We start from the raw sequence: 16,470 nt of genomic DNA, 5'->3' as shown, positions 1-16,470 counted from the left end.
TAAAAGCACTTTGGGTTTTTTTATATAATCAAAACATATCTATATGCAATTAAAGCGTGTTGTTGTAACTGGTCTAGGAGCGCTAACTCCAATAGGGAATAACATTAAAGAATATTGGGATGCATTAATCAGCGGAAAAAGTGGTGCTGCACCCATTACCTATTATGATACAGAAAAACATAAAACTAAATTTGCCTGCGAAATAAAGAACTTTAAAATCGAAGATTACATCGATAGAAAAGAAGCAAGGCGTTTAGACAAATTCTCACAGTATGCAATTATTGCAAGTGATGAAGCTATAAAAGATGCTGGTATAACACCGGGCAACATTAATAAACACCGTGTTGGAGTTATCTGGGGAGCTGGTATAGGTGGTTTAGAAACTTTCCAAGAAGAAGTATTAAGTTACGCTGCTGGAGATGGAACACCAAGATTCAATCCTTTCTTCATACCTAAAATGATTGCTGATATTGCCCCTGCACATATTTCTATGCGTAATGGCTTTATGGGGCCTAATTACACTACAGTTTCTGCTTGTGCTTCATCTGCAAACGCCATGATTGATGCCTTTAACTACATTCGCTTAGGAATGTGTGATGTCATTATATCAGGTGGTTCTGAGGCGGCTGTTACTATTGCCGGAATGGGAGGTTTTAACTCAATGCATGCCTTATCAACAAGGAATGATAGTCCGGAAACAGCTTCAAGACCTTTTGACGCTACTCGTGATGGATTTGTCTTAGGGGAAGGTGCTGGTGCATTAGTTTTAGAAGAATATGAACATGCAAAAGCTCGTGGTGCTAAAATATATTGTGAAATAGGTGGTGGTGGAATGTCCTCAGATGCTTATCACTTAACTGCTCCTCATCCAGAAGGTTTAGGTGTTATTGCTGTAATGGAAAATTGTTTGCGTGATGCAGGCATGAATCCTGAAGAAGTTGATCATATTAACACACATGGAACTTCTACTCCACTAGGAGATGTTGCAGAATTGAAAGCCATCAGTGCTGTTTTTGGAGATCATGCAAAAAACATCAATATCAATTCTACAAAATCTATGACTGGTCACTTATTAGGTGCTGCAGGTGGAATAGAAGCCATTGCTTCTATTTTAGCAATTAACAATGGGATTATTCCTCCAACCATTAATCATACTACTGTGGATGAAAATATAAATTCAGAATTGAATTTAACTTTGAATACAGCTCAAAAAAGAGACATCAAAGTAGCTATGAGTAACACTTTTGGTTTTGGAGGACACAATGCCTGTGTATTATTTAAAAAACTTGAAGCATAATAACTACATGCGTAAATTCTTTAAAAAAATAATAAAAAATTCCCGTTCTCATGAAGACGGGATTTTTTTTGATAAAATCACCAAAATTCTTGGTTTTAAACCAGTAACAATTAGATATTACAAAAAAGCCTTTACTCATCGCTCAACAAATAAATTAGATGAAACTGGAAATCCTTTTAATTATGAACGTTTAGAGTTTTTAGGGGATGCCATGTTAGGAAGTGTTATTGCTGCTCATTTATACAATGAAGTTCCTACTGGTGATGAAGGTTATTTAACAAAAATGCGTTCTAAAATTGTCAGCCGAGAACATTTAAACGAATTAGGAAGAGATTTTAATTTAATCCAATTTGTAGAAAGTAAAGTAAATCCGCAACATTTTGGAGAAAACATTCATGGTAATATTTTCGAAGCATTTATAGGCGCAATTTATCTTGATAAAGGTTTTAATTATTGCGAAAAATTCATTTATGATAAAGTTATTGAACCTTATGTGGATATTCCTAAATTAGAAGGAAAAGTAATTAGTTATAAAAGTTTAGTCATCGAATGGTGTCAAAAAGAAAAAAAACATTTTGCATTTGAAGTTTTTGATGATACAGGAATAGAGGACCAAAAATATTTTGGTGTAAAGCTAACTATTGATCAAAAAATAATTGCAAAAGGAAGAGCAACCTCAAAGAAAAAAGCAGAAGAAAAAGCATCGAAGAGAGCTTATTTTGCCCTTCAAGAAAAAATTGACAAAAAATAACGATTTAAATGGCAAACTAAAACGTTTTCGTTAGTAAACAATACTTAACTTCTTTAAAAACAATACTTTTTATATATTTTAAATAGTATATTTACAACTTATTTTTCAGACATATGGCTATTCATAAAATTCAAATAAATGATTTTATTTCGATAGATTATGAGCTTATCGCCATACATTCTAGCATTGAAGATTATCGTTTAGCTTATTTTATAAATAAAGCATTGTCTATTCAATTAAGCAAAAACGATGCAAATATCGAAATAGAAACTAAAGATGGTAAAAGCTCTTTTAGTCACTTTATTTTTGATGATGATGTTCATGATATTATATGGAATGTATTTGAAAATAAGGCTACTGCTATACCCTCTGAAAAAAATGCTAATGGAATTTTTGATTCTATAGATGTTACTATGTACATGCTGCCCGAACATAAGAGAGCAGATTACATTTTAAAAATTGAAAATATTGAAAGTCCCTTTTTTCCTTTGGAAACGATACTTCAAAACCTTTCAACAATAGACCAAATTTCTATGGCTTACATCATTGACCAGAACAAACTTAAATCAAAAAATAATTTAATTTTTTAATTAAAATGCCAACAACAAAAAAGACGAAAATTGTAGCTACATTAGGGCCTGCAACTAGTTCAAAAGAAGTATTAAAAGACATGATTGACGCTGGAGTTAACGTGTTTAGAGTTAACTTTTCACATGCTGATTATGACGATGTAAAAGAACGAATAGCAATGATTAGAGAGCTAAACGAAGAGTTTGGCTATACCACTTCGATTTTAGGAGATTTACAAGGTCCTAAATTGAGAGTTGGCGTAATGAAAGAAGATGTAGTCGTTGCAAAAGGAGATAAAATCACTTTTACTACAGCAGAAGATATCTTAGGAACTGCTTCAAGAGTGTATATGAACTATAAAGAGTTTCCAAGAGATGTAAATACAGGTGAACGTATTTTATTAGATGATGGAAAACTTATTTTTGAAGTAGTTAAAACGGATAAAAAAACAGAAGTTGAAGCAGTAGTAATTCAAGGAGGTCCTTTGAAATCTAAAAAAGGAGTTAATTTACCTAATACTAAAGTTTCGTTACCTGCTTTAACTAAAAAAGATATTAAAGATGCCCTTTTTGCTATTGAAAACAAAGTAGATTGGATTGCTCTATCTTTTGTTAGAACACCTAAAGATTTAGAAGAATTACAAGATTTAATTGCCAAACATTCTGATCATAAAATTCCAATTATTGCTAAGATTGAAAAACCAGAAGCTGTTGAAAACATTGATAAAATTGTGGCTTTTTGCGATGCCTTGATGGTAGCTCGTGGAGACCTTGGTGTTGAAATTCCAGCAGAGCAAGTGCCTTTAATTCAAAAGAAACTAATTCACAGAGCTAAAACTGCTCGTATCCCTGTAATTGTAGCTACACAAATGATGGAAACCATGATTACAAGCTTAACACCTACAAGAGCAGAAGTAAATGATGTGGCCAACTCGGTTATGGATGGTGCTGATGCCGTAATGCTCTCTGGTGAGACTTCTGTAGGAAATTATCCTGTACAAGTTATTGAAACGATGACACGTATTATTAAAAGTGTAGAAGATTCTCCACTTATAAAAGTACCTTTAAACCCTCCTCACGTAAGAACAAAACGCTTTGTAACTAAATCTATTTGTTATCATGCAGCTATTATGGCTGATGATATTAGCGCTAAAGCGATTACAACCTTAACAAATAGTGGTTATACTGCTTTTCAAATTTCGGCTTGGAGACCAAAATCACATATTTTAGTATTTACTTCTAACCGAAGAATTCTTACACAATTGAATTTACTTTGGGGTGTGAGAGCTTATTATTATGACAAGTTTGTAAGCACAGATGATACTATTGATGATATCAATCAAATTTGTAATGAAAAAGGGTTTGTAAAAACTGGTGATATGGTGATTAATTTAGCAGCTATGCCAATTGTTGAAAAAGGTATGGTAAATACCTTACGTGTATCTGAAATAGAATAATTTTATTCAAAATATAGTAAAAAAACACGCTATTCAGCGTGTTTTTTATTATTCCTTAAATTCAAACTGCAATTGTATGGAAATACTTTTTTGAATGGGTTCGCTTGTTATTTTTTTTTCTTGATTGTTTAAATTGTGCATGGATATCCCTAATAAACGTACCGAATTTTTTAATCGTTCTTGATATAATAATTCTTTTGCCACATCAATCAATAAGTTTTTATCAGAAATATAATAAGGTAAGGTTTTGCTTCTAGTTTGCAAAGTAAAATCGGAGTACTTGAGCTTCAATGTTATGGTCTTTCCTGCTATTTTGCTCTTCTGTAAGCGCTTTTCTAATTCGTTAGCGATACTGATAATCTTTTCTTCTAAAAACACCTCTGAAGAGAGATTTTCAAAGAAAGTGCGTTCGGCTCCTACAGATTTTATAGTACGATTAGGTTTTACTTGACTGTTATGAATACCTCTACAAATTTTATAATAATACTGACCACTATTGCTAAAGTGTTTTTCTAAGAATTCTAGGCTTTTTTGTTTTAAATCGAAGCCTGTGAAAATACCTAATTGGTACATTTTTTCAGCAGTTACTTTGCCAATACCATAGAATTTTTTGATGTCTAATTTTTCTAAAAAAGGTTCTACTTCCTCTGGATTGACTGTTTTTTGTCCGTTTGGTTTGTTGAAATCAGAGGCAACTTTGGCTACAAATTTATTTACTGAAATTCCAGCAGAAGCGGTTAGTCCTAATTCGTCAAAAATGCGTTTTCTTATTTCTTGTGCAATTAAGGAAGCACTTGGGTTGTTTTTTTTATTTACGGTAACATCTAAATAAGCCTCATCTAGAGAAAGTGGTTCGACCAAGTCGGTGTATTCAAAAAATATTTTTCTTATTTTTCTTGAAATTTCTTTGTAACGATCAAAACGCGGAGGAACAAAAATGAGTTGGGGACAATTTCTTTTCGCTTGAATACCACTCATAGCACTTCGCACTCCAAATTTCCTGGCTTCATAACTAGCTGCACTAACTACTCCACGAACTTCACTACCTCCAACGGCTAATGGTTTTCCTTTTAAATCAGGATTATCGAGTTGTTCTACAGACGCGTAAAAAGCATCCATATCTATATGAATAATTTTTCGATATTGAATTGCCTCTTCCATATTACAAATTTATGGTATATTTGGTTTCCCTAGCCCTGATAGTAGTGAAAATCCTTTTATTGCTTAACCCAATTAGTAGTAGAATATTTTTTTTCTGGCAATAAAAGATTGTAGCGAATAGCAGGAAATAGCTCCTTAAAAATAAAAAATAGTGCTTTATGATTGAAATTGAACGCAAATTTTTGGTAAAATCGACTGCTTTTATGAAAGAAGCAGTGAAACATAATCGAATTGTTCAAGGGTATTTGTCAAGTGCTCCTGAAAGAACGGTGCGTGTGCGCATAAAAGGTGATAATGGCTATCTTACAATTAAAGGACAAAGTAATGCAACAGGAATGAGTAGAATGGAATGGGAAAAGGAAATTCCTATTGAAGAAGCCGAACAATTATTAGCTTTGTGCGAAAAAGTGATTATTGATAAAACGCGTTATGAAGTTATAGTAGGTATTCATGTCTATGAAGTAGATGTTTTTACAGGAGAAAACGAAGGATTGGTCATGGCGGAAATTGAACTTTCTAGTGAAGAGGAAACTTTTGAAATTCCAGATTGGTTGGGTGAAGAAGTTACTACAGATAAACGCTATTATAATTCTTATTTAAGTAAGCACCCTTTTAGGAGTTGGTAAAATACCTATTAAATAAAATCGAAATTATCTTTAGTTATAATTCCTTTCAATTTTAAAATGATGAAATAATCAATCGCTTCTTGAATGGAATACTTTTCAAAAATTTTGTATTTCCATAGCTTTTCATCAATATCTTCGAAGTTAATCTTATGAAAAAAATCAATATCAATATTTGCTCTAATTAGTTTTTGATCTCTTGCTTCCTCTAGCAAAGGATTCACTACTTTTTCAAACATAAAAACCTTATAGTTTTCATAAACACCCATAGCGTCATGATGGTATTTTTTTAAACTGAATAAAAAAATAGGATTAATTGTGCTTATATTTTGAATAGCAATTGTATAAATACTAATGATTTTACTAAGAGGATTATCTTCATTGTTTTTTATGATATTCACATCCTGTAAAAAATTATTCCAAAGCAAATCTACTGCTTCTTTTAGAAGTGCTTCTTTATTTTCAAAAAGCGAGTAAAGTGTTTTTTTGGACAATCCAAATTCATGGGCAATATCATCCATAGTAATTACTTTACTTCCATTCTTGAGAAAATGGTCTAAAGCTTTTTCCAATATTTCATCTTTTCTATCCATAAAAAAATAAAAAAATCCTGTAAAAACAGGATTTTTATTGAATTAATTACCACCTCCTAAAGCTTTATACAAGTTTATAACTGCATTAAGTTGATTAAATTTATTATCGATATAATTTATTTCTGTATTCAAAGCATTATCTTTTGCCGTCAATACTTCAAGGTAATTTACCAATCCGTATTGTAATAATTCATCTGAATAATCGGCTGCTTTTGTAAGTGCTTCTAATTGCTTTTTGCGAATCGATAATTTATCAGTTTCATTTTCATAGCTAGCTAATGCATCTGAAACTTCTTTTCCAGCTACCAATAACGCTTTTTCAAATTGCAAATATGCTTTCTTTTGATTGGCTTTAGCTACTTCTAAGCGCGTTTTATTTTGACGTTGATTAAAAATAGGTTGAGTTAAACCTGTTATAATATTTGCAAAAATTGATTTAGTATTAAACCAATCTTTTAGTTCTAAAGCTTGTAAACCACCTGTTGCATTTACTGTTAAAGAAGGATAAAAAGAACTTCTAGCCACATTTGTTAATTCAAATGTGTTTCTGAAATTTAATTCAGCTGCCACAACATCTGGTCTTTTACTCAATAAATATGCAGGCAAACCTACTTTCACATTAGCATCAATTTTCTGATTTTCAAAAATTGAACGTGTAACTGTATTGGGAGCTTTACCTAAAAGTTGATTAAATGAATTTTCTAATACTTTACGATTATATTCCAGATCTTTCAAAATAATTTCAGTAGCATATTTTTGTGCTTCTGTTTGCTGTACTGCTACTTCATTAACACTTCCTGATTCTTTTAATGCTGTGATAACTTCCACACTTTTGTCTCTGTTATCCATAGTTTTAGTAACAACTTCTATTTGAGCATCTATAGCTAATAATTGGTAGTATAAAGATGCAATGTTAGCCACTAATTCTGTTTGTATGGCTTGTTTTGCAGCTTGTGTTTGTAAATATTGTGCTACAGAAGCTCTTTTATTACTCCTAATTTTTCCCCAAATATCAGCTTCCCATGATAATTTGGCAGACATTTCGTATTGGTCTATACTACTAAAAAGACTACCAAACTGACTATTTTTAGAAATCTCTTGGTGTGTCCAAGTTGCATTTCCGTTTAGTGTTGGAAAATAACCCGCTTTACCTTGTTTCATAGTAGCTTCTGCAGCAGCCATACTTTGTAAAGCAATTTGCATATCTAAATTATTTTGCAACCCTTCATTGATATATCCTTGTAATAAGGCATCAGTAAATAATTGGTTCCAAGAAATCATAGCTAATGATGTACTATCAATAGTTTGTTCTGTACGGTATAAATTATCAGTTGTTACTTTTGGAGTTTCATAGTTTTTGGCTACAAAACACGATTGCACTAACAACATAGTAACTATTAAAAGACTTCCTTTAATTATATTTTGTTTTCTCATTTTTTTAATCTTATACAGTTTCAGCATCTCCCTTAGTTGTTTCAATAGTTTTGCTGCTTACTCTTTCTTGCAGCCCTTGGAAAATGATAAATAGAACTGGAATTACAAAAACCCCTAAAATTGTTCCAATCAACATTCCTCCAATAGCTCCTGTTCCAATAGCATTATTTCCAACTGCTCCAGCTCCTTTAGCCAACATTAATGGCATTAATCCAAGGATAAAGGCAAAAGAGGTCATCAAAATAGGACGTAAACGTGCTGTTGCCCCTTGAATAGCTGCTTGAGCAATACTCCAACCTTTTCTTCTGGCATCTGCAGCAAACTCTACAATTAGAATAGCATTTTTAGCTAATAAACCAATAAGCATAATCAGTGTAATTTGAAGATAAATATTATCACTTACATTAAAGAAATAAGCAAAAATATAAGCTCCAGCTAAACCAACAGGTAAGGATAATAAAACTGCAAATGGCAGTAAATAACTTTCATATTGAGCAGCTAACAAGAAATAAACAAAAACTAAACAAAGAAGAAAAATAAAAAGTGTTTGTCCACCTGCACTAATTTCTTCACGTGTCATTCCTGAATACTCATATCCATATCCAATTGGCAAACTTTGACTGGCCACTTCTTCAATAGCCTGAATAGCATCACCAGTACTGAATCCATCATTTGGTGCCCCTGTAATTTTAACAGACGTAAATAAGTTGAAACGATCAATTGCTTGTGGTCCAAAAACTTTTTTTAAGGTTACAAATTGAGAAATTGGAGCCATTGTACCTTCATTATTTCTAACCATTATATTATTTAAGGATTCTGGATCCGTTCTGAATTTTGGTTCAGCTTGATAGACTACGCGATATTGTTTTCCAAATTTATTAAAGTTAGAAGCATAAACTCCACCATAATAACCTTGCATGGTTCCTAAAACATCGGTAACAGTTAATCCTGAATTTTTAATCGCTGCAACATTAAGATCAATACGATATTGCGGATAATTTGGAGAAAAAGAAGTTGCTGCATATTTAATTTCGGGACGGCTATTTAAGGCCGCTAAAAATTTGTTATTAACTTCACTTAATTCTTTAATTGTTCCTCCTTTTTGATCTTGCAATTGGAATTCAAATCCGTTTGTGAATCCAAACCCTACTAAAGTTGGACGAGCAAAAAACAATACTTTAGCATCTTTAACAGCAGCAGCGCGTTTAAATAATTCACCTACAACAACTGAAATTTCTTGATTAGCATCAGGTCTATCAGCCCATGGTTTTAATTTTACAATTACCATCCCGTAGTTACTTCCTGTACCACTAATTAAACTTCGACCAGAAATACGAAGTACTTCTTTTATTTCTGGTAGATCTTTAACTTTATTTTCAATTTGTAATAATACTTCTTCCGTTCTTTCTAAAGAAGTTCCTGGAGGAAGCGATACATCAGACAAAATAGCACCAGTATCTTCACCTGGCACGAATGCTTTAGGTGTAACATTTAATAATAAAACAAATAGTCCAGCAAAAATTGCAATTCCTAAAAAAGCTAACCATTTTCTTTTTATAAAAAACTCTACTGATTTTCTATATTTTATAGTTGTAGCTTCAAAAGCGATATTGAATGATGAGTAAAAACGTTGTAAAAGACCTTTTTTCTTTTCTTCTTCACTATGTGGTTTTAAGAAAATGGCACATAAAGCAGGTGAAAGTGTCAATGCATTAATAGCAGATAATACAATGGCAACGGCTAATGTTAATCCGAATTGTTTGTAGAAAACTCCAGCAGAACCACTAATAAATGATACAGGTATGAAAACGGCTGACATTACTAGTGTTATTGAAATAATCGCACTACTTATATCATTCATAGCACTATGAGCTGCTTTTTTGGGATCATGTTCTCCTGCTTCCATTTTAGCGTGTACAGCTTCTACAACTACTATAGCATCGTCCACTACAATTCCGACGGCAAGTACCAATGCAAATAGCGTTAATAAATTAATGGTAAAGCCAAATAGACTTAAGAAAAAGAACGTTCCTACAATGGCTACTGGAACTGATATGGCAGGAATTAATGTGGATCTCCAATCTTGTAAGAAAACAAAAACCACTAAAAACACCAATAAAAAAGCTTCAATTAAAGTATGAATTACTTTCGTTATGGATTCATCTAAGAAGTCATTTGCGTTAATTAAAGTGGCATAATTTACTCCTTTTGGAAAACTTATTTTTGCTTTATCTAAAACTTTTAATGAGCCTTCAATAACTTCCTGAGCGTTTGAACCAGCTGTTTGAGCAATGGCAATTGCAATCGATTTGTTACCATTTGTTTGAGCACTACCTGCATAACTAACAGCGCCTAATTCTATTCTTGCTACATCTTTTAAACGAAGTATTTCACCGTTTGGAGTAGAACGAACAACGATTTGTTCAAACTCTTCTGTACTTTTTAAACGCCCTTTGTATTTTAAAGCATACTGGAATGATTGATCCCCACTTTCTCCCAATTGACCTGGAGCAGCTTCAATATTTTGTTCCGCTAATAAAGCGGTTACATCAGAAGGAACTAATCCATAAGAAGCCATTACATCAGGTTTCAACCAAATACGCATCGAGTAATCTCTTTGTCCAAATATTATGGCATCACCAACACCAGCAACACGTTTGATTTTCGGTAAAATGTTGATATTTGCATAATTTTGAAGAAAAGTATCATCATACTCTTCATTTTCGCTGTACAAGGATAAAATCAAGATATTATCACTTTGTCTTTTAGAAGTTGTGACTCCAGATCTTGTAACTTCTTGAGGCAATAAAGGTGTGGCACGGGAAACCCTATTTTGAACATTTACGGCAGCTAAATCAGGATTGGTCCCTAATTTAAAATAAATATTGATGGACGCAGAACCATCATTATTTGAAGTAGAAGTCATGTAAGTCATATCTTCCACACCGTTGATTTGCTCTTCTAATGGAATTACCACAGAATTCATAACCACTTCCGCACTTGCGCCTTGGTAATTTGCAGATACTGATACCGTTGGTGGAGCTATTTCTGGATATTGTGACACTGGAAGCGAGGCTAATCCTAAAACTCCCAAGATAACGATGATAATAGAAATCACCGTTGACAATACGGGTCTGTCAATAAATTTTGAAAACATAGTTTTTAAAGTTTGTCTATTATTTTTTAGGATTATCTAGTTCTTTTAAATTGATAACTTCTGGCTTAATTGGTGTACCTTCTGTTACAATTCCAACACCTTCCACTAAGAATTTGTCATTTATAGTTAATCCTTTATCTACTACGAAGTATTTTCCACCAGAAACAGCACGAACTTCAATAGGAACAAATTTCACCTTGTTTTCCTTGTCTACAATTAGAGCAATTCGTTTGTCTTGTAATTCTACTGTTGCATTTTGTGGAATTAAAATGACCTCTTTTAAATTAGTAGGAATTTGAATTGTTCCACTTGCACCAGATCGTAGTAATCGATTTGGATTTGGGAAACTAGCTCTCACATTGAACGAACCTGTTTGTGTATTGGCCTGACCGCTAAAAGTTTCTATTTTTCCTGTTTCCTGATAGACAACACCATTACTTAAAACTAAATTCACTGGAGGCATGTTACCAATTTTATCTTGAAATGTTTCTCCTTCAGCATTCATCATGATGTCTAATTGTTCTTTTTCATTAATTGAAAAATAAGCGTAAACTTTGCTAATGTCAGAAATTCTAGTTAAGGGCTGTACGGTTTGACTACTTACATAGCTTCCAATTCTTAAAGGTAAAGTTCCCACAATTCCATTTACCGGACTTTTAATTGTAGCATAATTTATTCTAGCAATTATTCCTTGATAAGTACTTTTTGCATTGGCTAAATTAGCTTTAGCAGTTTCTAATTGTACATCACTTATTATTTTTCGATCTACAAGAGGTTTTAAACGATTAACTTCAACTTGTGCGGCATCCACTTTTGCTTTTGCAGCAGCTGCATCTTGAGTAGCTGTTTGTGTTTCTAATTTAAAAAGAATTTGTCCTTTTTTTACTTCTTGGCCTTCATCCACATAAATTTTTTCAATATATCCATCTACTTTTGGACGAATGTCAATATCTGTGATTCCTTCTAACTTAGTTGGATATTCTGCAATTAATGTTGTATTATCTTTAGAAACTTGAACCACTTTATATGATGAAACAGGTGGAGCTACTTTAGAATCATCCTTATTTTTACATGACAAAATGAGTAGTGATATAGTAAAAAGGGTTGTGAAATATTTTTTATTCATTGGAAGGAAAGTTTTATTTATTGGATTGATTTGTGATTTCTATTTGTTTGAATTTCTCTATAGTGCTCATTAAAAGTTGTTCCGCTTTTTCCATGTGTTCTTTGTAAGCATAACTATTTTGTAAGTTTATTTGCTCTTGTGAACAAGAAACGTATTTCTCTCTATAATCAATTATTTTATCGATTAGTATTTTTTCATGATGCACCAATGTTAAATAATTATTCAATCTTTGACTTAAAGGAGCTGCTTTAAAATATTTTTTTCTATCACCTACAATAGTGAAATAATTAATTTTTTCCATTTTTAGCAACAAATTTAAATTCGTTGAAATGGAACTTTTACTCGCTTGCATTTTTTCAACTAAATCTTCAAAGGTCAATCCAGATTTACAACCATCTATGATTAATGTTCCTAAAATCCTTGAGGCTAATGGAGGGATATTATATAATTGTTCAAAATGAATTCCAAACAATTCTATTATTTCCTGTTTTTCTTCCTGCATTGTAAAATAATTTTGGCAAAGATAATTCAGGTTCGCTAATTACCGAACTAAACGAACTTAATTTTTTGTTAAAAGTTTAAAGCAAAAAAAATCAGCATTTGCTGATTTCTATTCTTTAATAATTTGAAGGTTTACTATCATGACACCAACATCTTTATTTCGGGCAATACTTTTAAAAGCGGCTTTTGACAAGTCAATTTCTCTTCCTTTAGAATAAGGACCTCTATCCGTTATTGTAACTACCACCCATTTATTATTGGCAATATTGGTAACTTTTACCTTGGTTCCAAATGGTATCTTTTTGTGAGCTGCAGTAAATTCATCATTATCAAAAGTAACTCCACTAGCTGTTCTTTTTCCATTAAATCTATCATGATAATAGGAAGCATGAGCTTTTTCTTTATAAATAGGAAGGGTTTTAGAAGACACTTCTAAAAAAACCGAATCCATAATGACAGAATCCAATAAAACAGTGTCTTTAGTAAGAATACTATCTAAAAAAATAGTTTTACTTGAAAACGGTTTCTCTTGTTTACAAGTAAAACTACTTATGCATATAAGAAGAAATAGAAATAATATTGTTATGCTATAAATTTTTATATTCTTCTGTATTAATTTTTTTAACTCATCCAACTAGACCAAGGTATTCTTGATAAAATTAACAACAATCCAATCGAGTAAAACAAGGCTATTTTTTTAAATTTTCCATTATTACTTTCTTCTTTTTTATGTTTAGACCATCCGATTGTAATTAAAGCTAAGGCAATAATATTAATTAACGGATGTTCTAACGAAGTTAATCTAAAAACTTTATTCATATTTCCTAGTGATGCAGAACCTAAGGGAGAAACAAAATACAAGATTAAACCAAGAAGCAGTTGCATATGCGACAAGATCAAAGCAAATAAAGAAATCCGTAAATCTTTATCTGTAAATATCTTTTTTGAAACTATACCCATAATGGCATTTACTGATGCTAAAAATAAAACTGCTAATACGATATAAGCAAAAATAGAATGTGCTGATTGTAATGCTGAATACATAGTTGTTTATTTAAATGTTACCAAACAAAGATACTAAATAAAAAAAACCGCTTAACAAAAATGTTAAGCGGTTTAAAATTTAATCTATTTTATATTAGAAATTATATCTAATTGAAAAATTCCATGTTCTACCTAAACCGAAATATCCAGTATTAGTAACGTTGATTCCTTTAAATGTTTCGTCTCCATCTACTGCTTGATTAGTAGTAGAAAGACTTGCTAAATAAACTTGACCAAAAACGTTATTTACATTCAATCTGAAAGAAACTGAATTTACATCATCTTTACCAACCAACATTTTATAAGAAATACCTGCATCAACTAAATCATATTCTGGTAATTCTAAATTTTCTTTAACAGCACCAACATCTGAATATAATTTATTATAATTTCTCCAATCTGCATCGATATTAAAACGAGTAAAAATTTCATATTTAACTCCTAATCCCCAAGAAGTTTGAGCTGCTCCACCTACTTCACCTCCATCTACATCTTCTTTAGTTTCCTCAAGTACATTTCTGTCTTGATCTCTTTTTACTGTTACTACATCTCCTTTATATTGCCAATCACCAATAGATGCAAAACCTCTTAAATTAAGTTTTTTAATTGGTCTAGCTGTGAAGTCTAACTCAACACCTGAATGTAATTGTTCAACACCTTGATTTGTTGTGTAAATAATATCACCATCATTCAATACAGTAGTACCAACAACTTGACCAGCTGTAGCAGTTGTAGAGCTTGAAGTAACTCTATCTTTCCAAGATGTTCTATAAGCATTTAAATTAGCAGAAAAGTAAGAAGAATTAAAACTATACCCTAATTCAAGACCTAAAATCTTTTCGTTTTCAGTTAAAGGATTTACATCATTTCCAAAATTTAAATAAATATTATCATGATAAGGTTGACGAGAATAATAACCTGCATTTCCATAAACCGAATTATTTTCATTAACATTATAAGACATTCCTCCTTTAGCATTATAACCAATATTGTCTACACCTTTAGATTTTTCATTTTCTGGCAAGTATTGGTATCTATCCCATCTTACATGAGATTGATTTGACAACGCTCCTTGGAAGAAAGCTGAAAATTTATCATTTGAATATTCTATTTGAGAAAAAACACCTCCGTAAGTAATTCTCTCATCATAATCCCATGCATATCTTTCTCCTTCATCAGCATAATTAAATAATGCACTCCATGGATTTGAATCATAAGTTGCAGATATTTGGTTATTAGGAATATTAACATTACCATTATCTAAAAAATAATCTGCTCCTAACAAATCAGTTATTTGTCTAAAGTGTGTTCCTTTGTATGTTCTAAGATCAAAACCAGCATTAAAAGTAAGTTCATCAGTAAATTTAGTTTCAAAGTTTGTAATTAAACCATACCATTCATGACTGTTTACTGAATTTCTTAAAGCATAAGTTGATCTTCCTGTAGCACTAGCTACATTATTTGCATAAATTTGATCAAAATCAATTTGACCATCAGGTCTTCTTACTCTAGAACCAACACTTCCAACACTTCCACCTCTTCCCCAAGAAGCATAAAGTACTGTTGATAAATTTGAATTATCAGAAATTGTATAATCCCAGTTTAAATTTGCAACTGGTTTGTGGTAATAGTTACCTACTTCACTTTTAAACTTACCGTCTAAAGTACCCCAGTTGTTATTATATTTTCTTCCCTTATCTAAATATGTACTAATTCTTTGCGAATAACTTTGATTGTGGTATTGCGGAGCACCAGTCAATAAGAAATTAAAATTATGTTTATCACTAGGCTTATATCCTACCGAAATAAAATAATTTTGACCACGACCTTGAGTACCCATAGTATATCCTTCACCTTGCCAGTGAGACATCATAATACTCATTCCCCAACCTTTTTCATTCATTCCTGTATTGTAACCTGCTAATGTTTTAAAATAACTATTATTAGCTACTCCTAATGAAGCAAAACCACCTTCTTTTTTGTCAGTAGCTTTGGTAACAATATTAATTGTTCCTCCTACAGAAGAAATTGCTAATTTTGATGAACCTAAACCTCTTTGAATTTGTATTCCATTAGCAATATCAGTCAATCCTGACCAGTTTGACCAATACACTAATCCGTCTTCCATTCCATTAACTGGTTGTCCATTTATTAAAACAGCAGTATTATCTTGTTCAAATCCACGTACTCTAATGTTAGAGTCCCCATATCCTCTAGATTGATCAGCAACATATACAGATGGAGTATTCACCATAGCCTGTGTAATATCTGATGTACCTACTTTTTCTTGGATCTCAATAGCTTTGATTGTTGAAACTGCAATAGGTGTTTTTCTATCACTAGCTAAGTCAATGATTCCAGAACCAACTACAACTACACCTTCTAATTGATTTTCATCAGATTTCAAACTAACATTCCCTAAATTAGTAGATCCTGTAAAAGGAATTACAACCGATTTAAAACCTAAATAAGAAACTACTATTTCACCAGAAGCTAGACTTGTAGTAAATTCAAATTTACCATCGAAACCAGTTGTTGCTCCATCTTTTGTCCCTTTTACAAATACATTTGCGCCAGGTAACGGATCGTTAAAGTCTCCATCTATAACCATTCCAGTTATTTTAGATTGAGAAAAAATGGCTTGGGTTGTTATTAAAAATAACCCTAAAATCATTAATTGTTTAAAAACTCTCATTTGTTGTTAATTTTTTTGCAAAATTCGCACAACCTTTTAAGTTAAATGTTAAGTGAATGTTA

General features: G+C 31.9%; 14 protein-coding genes. 5 read left to right on the top strand and 9 right to left on the bottom strand.

Features of this window, described 5'->3' with window-relative positions:
* The first annotated feature begins 43 nt into the window (after positions 1-43).
* From fabF to pyk, 4 genes are all read left to right on the top strand, one after another.
* Positions 44-1,297, top strand: a complete 1,254-nt coding sequence (gene fabF, locus FIA58_RS15735) for a beta-ketoacyl-ACP synthase II (protein WP_140963510.1) — start codon at positions 44-46, stop codon at positions 1,295-1,297.
* Positions 1,263-2,048 (top strand): ribonuclease III, encoded by a 786-nt coding sequence (gene rnc, locus FIA58_RS15730; protein ID WP_208022824.1) that lies wholly within the window; start codon positions 1,263-1,265, stop codon positions 2,046-2,048. Before fabF ends, rnc begins: the two co-directional genes overlap by 35 nt.
* Positions 2,049-2,161: 113 nt before the next feature.
* Positions 2,162-2,638: an IPExxxVDY family protein gene (locus tag FIA58_RS15725; protein ID WP_140963507.1), complete on the top strand. Its 477-nt coding sequence runs from the start codon at positions 2,162-2,164 to the stop codon at positions 2,636-2,638.
* 5 nt (positions 2,639-2,643) lie between these two features.
* On the top strand, positions 2,644-4,074 hold the full coding sequence (pyk, locus tag FIA58_RS15720) for a pyruvate kinase (RefSeq protein ID WP_140963505.1): 1,431 nt from the start codon (positions 2,644-2,646) through the stop codon (positions 4,072-4,074).
* A gap of 48 nt (positions 4,075-4,122) precedes the next feature.
* Here the strand turns inward: pyk and dinB are convergent, their stop codons facing one another.
* On the bottom strand, positions 4,123-5,235 hold the full coding sequence (dinB, locus tag FIA58_RS15715) for a DNA polymerase IV (RefSeq protein ID WP_140963503.1): 1,113 nt from the start codon (positions 5,233-5,235) through the stop codon (positions 4,123-4,125).
* Positions 5,236-5,393: 158 nt separating this feature from the next.
* Between dinB and FIA58_RS15710 the strand changes: the two genes are divergently transcribed.
* The gene (locus FIA58_RS15710; RefSeq protein WP_140963500.1) at positions 5,394-5,861 is read left to right on the top strand and encodes a CYTH domain-containing protein; all 468 of its coding nucleotides are present in this window, start codon (positions 5,394-5,396) and stop codon (positions 5,859-5,861) included.
* Between the two features lie 8 nt (positions 5,862-5,869).
* Here the strand turns inward: FIA58_RS15710 and FIA58_RS15705 are convergent, their stop codons facing one another.
* From FIA58_RS15705 to FIA58_RS15670, 8 genes are all read right to left on the bottom strand, one after another.
* On the bottom strand, positions 5,870-6,451 hold the full coding sequence (locus FIA58_RS15705) for a TetR/AcrR family transcriptional regulator (RefSeq protein ID WP_140963498.1): 582 nt from the start codon (positions 6,449-6,451) through the stop codon (positions 5,870-5,872).
* A 42-nt stretch (positions 6,452-6,493) separates the two neighbouring features.
* Positions 6,494-7,885, bottom strand: coding sequence for a TolC family protein (locus tag FIA58_RS15700; RefSeq protein ID WP_140963496.1), 1,392 nt, complete (start codon positions 7,883-7,885; stop codon positions 6,494-6,496).
* A gap of 10 nt (positions 7,886-7,895) precedes the next feature.
* Positions 7,896-11,042 carry an efflux RND transporter permease subunit gene (locus FIA58_RS15695; protein ID WP_140963493.1) on the bottom strand — a complete coding sequence of 1,049 codons (3,147 nt, stop codon included), beginning with the start codon at positions 11,040-11,042 and terminating at the stop codon, positions 7,896-7,898.
* Positions 11,043-11,061: 19 nt separating this feature from the next.
* Positions 11,062-12,168: an efflux RND transporter periplasmic adaptor subunit gene (locus tag FIA58_RS15690; protein WP_140963491.1), complete on the bottom strand. Its 1,107-nt coding sequence runs from the start codon at positions 12,166-12,168 to the stop codon at positions 11,062-11,064.
* A gap of 13 nt (positions 12,169-12,181) precedes the next feature.
* Positions 12,182-12,670 (bottom strand): GbsR/MarR family transcriptional regulator, encoded by a 489-nt coding sequence (locus FIA58_RS15685; protein ID WP_140963489.1) that lies wholly within the window; start codon positions 12,668-12,670, stop codon positions 12,182-12,184.
* Between the two features lie 108 nt (positions 12,671-12,778).
* Positions 12,779-13,135: a septal ring lytic transglycosylase RlpA family protein gene (locus FIA58_RS15680; RefSeq protein ID WP_243754690.1), complete on the bottom strand. Its 357-nt coding sequence runs from the start codon at positions 13,133-13,135 to the stop codon at positions 12,779-12,781.
* 155 nt (positions 13,136-13,290) lie between these two features.
* The gene (locus tag FIA58_RS15675; RefSeq protein ID WP_140963486.1) at positions 13,291-13,713 is read right to left on the bottom strand and encodes a hypothetical protein; all 423 of its coding nucleotides are present in this window, start codon (positions 13,711-13,713) and stop codon (positions 13,291-13,293) included.
* A 94-nt stretch (positions 13,714-13,807) separates the two neighbouring features.
* Positions 13,808-16,408: a TonB-dependent receptor gene (locus FIA58_RS15670; RefSeq protein WP_140963484.1), complete on the bottom strand. Its 2,601-nt coding sequence runs from the start codon at positions 16,406-16,408 to the stop codon at positions 13,808-13,810.
* Positions 16,409-16,470: the final 62 nt, after the last annotated feature.

The organism is Flavobacterium jejuense (genome assembly GCF_006491595.2).
GTDB classification, from domain to species: Bacteria; Bacteroidota; Bacteroidia; order Flavobacteriales; family Flavobacteriaceae; genus Flavobacterium; species Flavobacterium jejuense.
The sequence above is the reverse complement of the archived record's forward strand: the minus strand, read 5'-3'. Positions and strand labels throughout refer to the sequence as shown.

Bases quoted from the DNA above. Each gene is read 5' to 3' on its own strand.
- FIA58_RS15725 (WP_140963507.1), top strand. From the start codon at position 2,162: ATGGCTATTCATAAAATTCAAATAAATGATTTTATTTCGATAGATTAT.
- FIA58_RS15690 (WP_140963491.1), bottom strand. From the start codon at position 12,168: ATGAATAAAAAATATTTCACAACCCTTTTTACTATATCACTACTCATT.
- FIA58_RS15685 (WP_140963489.1), bottom strand. From the start codon at position 12,670: ATGCAGGAAGAAAAACAGGAAATAATAGAATTGTTTGGAATTCATTTT.
- FIA58_RS15670 (WP_140963484.1), bottom strand. From the start codon at position 16,408: ATGAGAGTTTTTAAACAATTAATGATTTTAGGGTTATTTTTAATAACA.
- FIA58_RS15705 (WP_140963498.1), bottom strand. From the start codon at position 6,451: ATGGATAGAAAAGATGAAATATTGGAAAAAGCTTTAGACCATTTTCTC.
- pyk (WP_140963505.1), top strand. From the start codon at position 2,644: ATGCCAACAACAAAAAAGACGAAAATTGTAGCTACATTAGGGCCTGCA.
- FIA58_RS15675 (WP_140963486.1), bottom strand. From the start codon at position 13,713: ATGTATTCAGCATTACAATCAGCACATTCTATTTTTGCTTATATCGTA.
- fabF (WP_140963510.1), top strand. From the start codon at position 44: ATGCAATTAAAGCGTGTTGTTGTAACTGGTCTAGGAGCGCTAACTCCA.
- dinB (WP_140963503.1), bottom strand. From the start codon at position 5,235: ATGGAAGAGGCAATTCAATATCGAAAAATTATTCATATAGATATGGAT.
- rnc (WP_208022824.1), top strand. From the start codon at position 1,263: ATGCCTGTGTATTATTTAAAAAACTTGAAGCATAATAACTACATGCGT.
- FIA58_RS15700 (WP_140963496.1), bottom strand. From the start codon at position 7,885: ATGAGAAAACAAAATATAATTAAAGGAAGTCTTTTAATAGTTACTATG.
- FIA58_RS15695 (WP_140963493.1), bottom strand. From the start codon at position 11,042: ATGTTTTCAAAATTTATTGACAGACCCGTATTGTCAACGGTGATTTCT.
- FIA58_RS15710 (WP_140963500.1), top strand. From the start codon at position 5,394: ATGATTGAAATTGAACGCAAATTTTTGGTAAAATCGACTGCTTTTATG.